Consider the following 3,092-nt stretch of genomic DNA (forward strand, 5'->3'; position numbering starts at 1 on the left):
ACTCCTTTCTGGTGGTGGTGCTGGGCGGCGTCGGCCAACTTGCCGGTAGCGTGGCGGCGGCGTTCGGTCTCGGCGTATTCAACAAAATTCTCGAACCGCAGATGGGTGCGGTACTCGGGAAGATTGTCATTCTGGTGTTGATCATTCTGTTTATCCAGAAGCGACCCCAGGGATTGTTTGCTTTGAAAGGGAGAGTCACCGAATAATGACCATGCCAATGACCTTAACACTGGCGCGTAAAGCGCCGCGTATCAGTCGGGTGCTGGCGGGGATTATCCTGCTGGCGCTGATGGTGCTGCCGTTTCTTGCCTTGCTGCCCGCCGATCATCCGCTGGCGATTTCCGTGTGGACATTGACGCTTGCCGGGAAAATTCTTTGCTATGCGGTGGTGGCGGTCGCCCTGGATCTGGTCTGGGGGTATGCCGGGATGCTGTCGCTGGGACACGGGCTTTTCTTTGCGCTTGGCGGTTACGCGATGGGGATATATCTGATGCGCCAGGCCTCCGGTGAAGGGCTGCCCGCGTTTATGTCCTTTCTCTCCTGGAGCGAGTTGCCGTGGTTCTGGTGGGGAACCCAGCATTTTGCGTGGGCAATGGCGCTGGTGGTACTGGTGCCCGGCGGACTGGCGCTGATCTTTGGCTACTTCGCTTTCCGCTCGAAGATTAAAGGCGTCTACTTTTCGATCATGACGCAGGCGCTGACCTTCGCCGGTATGTTGTTGTTCTTTCGTAATGAGACCGGTTTTGGCGGCAACAACGGGTTTACCGGTTTTACCACGCTTCTGGGGCTGCCGGTCACTGCCACCACCACCCGTATCGGACTGTTTCTGGCGACGCTAGGGTTGCTGGTACTGGCATTGTGGCTGGGGTTTGCGCTGGCGCGCAGTAAGTTTGGCCGGATCCTCACCGCCGTGCGCGACGCGGAAAACCGGCTGATGTTTTGCGGCTATGACCCGAAAGGTTTCAAATTGCTGGTCTGGACGCTCTCTGCCGTGTTGTGCGGGTTGGCAGGCGCACTGTATGTGCCGCAGGTCGGGATCATTAACCCCAGCGAAATGTCGCCCACTAACTCTATCGAAGCCGCCATCTGGGTGGCGCTCGGCGGGCGTGGCTCGCTGATAGGCCCAGTCATTGGTGCGGTGATGGTAAACGGTGCCAAAAGCCTCTTCACCGTCATCATGCCGGAATACTGGCAGCTGTTTCTGGGGCTGATCTTCATCGGCGTCACGCTGTTTTTACCCCGTGGCGTGATTGGCCTGTTTCGTAAAGGAGACAAATAATGCAGCCGGATGAAGGCCTTTTTACCCGCCAGGTTCCCGGCGATCGCTATCGCCAGCAGACGGACCCGGTGCTGCAACTGGAAAACATCAACGTCAGCTTTGACGGTTTTCAGGCATTAACCAATCTCACGCTGAATATTGGCGTTGGCGAACTGCGTTGCGTCATTGGTCCTAACGGCGCGGGGAAAACCACGCTGATGGATGTGATTACCGGGAAGACGCGTCCGCAAAGCGGAAAGGCGCTGTATGACCAGTCAACCGATCTGACCGCGTTGGATCCGATCGCCATTGCCCGTCAGGGTATTGGCCGTAAGTTTCAAAAGCCGACGGTGTTCGAAGCGCTGACGGTGGCAGAAAACCTTGAGCTGGCGATGAAAAACGATAAATCGGTGTGGGCGTCACTGCGCGCAAGGTTAAACAGCGAACAGCGCGACCGCATCGATGAGATGCTTGGCTTGCTGCGCTTGCGGACCGAAAGAGGGCGTCGCGCCGGAATGTTGTCACACGGACAGAAGCAGTTTCTCGAGATCGGTATGCTGTTGGTGCAGGAGCCGCACCTGCTATTGCTGGATGAACCCGCCGCTGGCATGACCGATGCAGAGACGGAATATACTGCAGAACTGTTTCGTACGCTGGCGGGCAAACATTCGCTGATGGTAGTGGAGCATGATATGGGCTTTGTAGAAACCATCGCCGACCACGTCACGGTGCTCCATCAGGGAAGCGTACTGGCGGAAGGCAGTCTGCGTGAGGTGCAGGCCAACGAGCAGGTGATTGACGTCTATCTTGGGCGCTAAGGAGTACAGATGCTACAGGTAAATGAACTGAATCAATATTATGGTGGCAGCCATATTCTGCGCGGCGTCACCTTTGACGCCAGCCCTGGTGAAGTGACCTGCCTGCTGGGTCGCAACGGCGTCGGTAAAACTACCTTGCTGAAATGTCTGATGGGGCTGATACCGGCGCGTAGCGGAACGGTGACCTGGCAGGAAAAGAACATCACCCATCGCAAGCCGCATCAGCGTGTACAGGCGGGCATCGCGTATGTGCCGCAGGGCCGCGAAATTTTCCCGCGACTGACGGTGGAAGAAAACCTGTTGCTGGGGCTGTCGCGCTTTTCGTCACGCGAAGCGAAAGCGGTTCCGGAAGAGATCTACACACTATTCCCGGTACTGAAAGAGATGAAACAACGGCGCGGCGGCGATCTCTCCGGTGGTCAGCAGCAGCAACTGGCGATTGGCCGCGCGCTGGCGAGTCGTCCGCAGTTATTGATCCTCGATGAACCGACGGAGGGGATTCAGCCGTCGGTGATCAAAGAGATAGGACAGGTGATCGCTCAGCTCGCCCGGCGTGGCGATATGGCGATTCTGCTGGTTGAGCAGTTCTACGACTTTGCAGCGGAACTGGCGGATAACTATCTGCTGATGTCGCGCGGTAGCATTATTCAACGGGGACGCGGCGAAAATATGGAATCGGAAGGGGTACGCGGTTTAGTGGCTATCTGACAGCCGTGCAGGCCCTGGACCTGCACGACATCAGCTCAACACAACGCCGGTTGGCCCCAGGGTCTGACCCGCATGCCTTTAAGCATCAGCGCCCACGCGACAATAATCGCCACCATCAGGACGATAAACAGCGTCCAGGCGGGGAATGAGGTCAGAATGACGCCGCTGGCCAACGGGTTAAACGCCGCCCCCAACCAACCCAGCGACTGCGTGGAGAAATAACTGGCCTTCATACCCGGTGGGGCGATGTTATCGATCAACATGTATTCACCTGGTGCGTAGATCACTTCACCAAGCGTAAAGATCGC

The 3,092-nt window shown here is 57.2% G+C and carries 3 protein-coding genes and 2 pseudogenes; 4 read left to right on the plus strand and 1 reads right to left on the minus strand.

The features are described from left to right. The 4 genes and pseudogenes from AB7E14_RS22200 to urtE form a co-directional block, all read left to right on the plus strand. Window positions 1–206 (plus strand): annotated as a pseudogene (locus AB7E14_RS22200) (urea ABC transporter permease subunit UrtB); the annotation flags it as partial. Further along, complete coding sequence (gene urtC, locus AB7E14_RS22205) at window positions 206–1,279, plus strand: urea ABC transporter permease subunit UrtC (protein ID WP_316962301.1); 1,074 nt, start codon at window positions 206–208, stop codon at window positions 1,277–1,279. The pseudogene AB7E14_RS22200 and the gene urtC, both read left to right, overlap by 1 nt. After that, a complete protein-coding gene (gene urtD / locus AB7E14_RS22210) occupies window positions 1,279–2,076 on the plus strand; it encodes an urea ABC transporter ATP-binding protein UrtD (protein WP_058588050.1) in 798 nt (265 codons plus the stop codon). The genes urtC and urtD overlap by 1 nt, the downstream gene beginning before the upstream one ends. Before the next feature lie 9 nt (window positions 2,077–2,085). After that, the gene (gene urtE, locus AB7E14_RS22215) at window positions 2,086–2,784 is read left to right on the plus strand and encodes an urea ABC transporter ATP-binding subunit UrtE (RefSeq protein ID WP_043000729.1); all 699 of its coding nucleotides are present in this window, start codon (window positions 2,086–2,088) and stop codon (window positions 2,782–2,784) included. 35 nt (window positions 2,785–2,819) lie between these two features. Here the strand turns inward: urtE and AB7E14_RS22220 are convergent. Further along, window positions 2,820–3,092 (minus strand): annotated as a pseudogene (locus tag AB7E14_RS22220) (efflux MFS transporter YdeE); the annotation flags it as partial.

Origin of the sequence: Citrobacter sp. (assembly GCF_050252275.1) — a bacterium.
In the GTDB taxonomy this organism is placed as follows: Bacteria; Pseudomonadota; Gammaproteobacteria; order Enterobacterales; family Enterobacteriaceae; genus Citrobacter_A; species Citrobacter_A amalonaticus.

Bases quoted from the DNA above. Each gene is read 5' to 3' on its own strand.
- urtC (WP_316962301.1), top strand. From the start codon at position 206: ATGACCATGCCAATGACCTTAACACTGGCGCGTAAAGCGCCGCGTATC.
- urtD (WP_058588050.1), top strand. From the start codon at position 1,279: ATGCAGCCGGATGAAGGCCTTTTTACCCGCCAGGTTCCCGGCGATCGC.
- urtE (WP_043000729.1), top strand. From the start codon at position 2,086: ATGCTACAGGTAAATGAACTGAATCAATATTATGGTGGCAGCCATATT.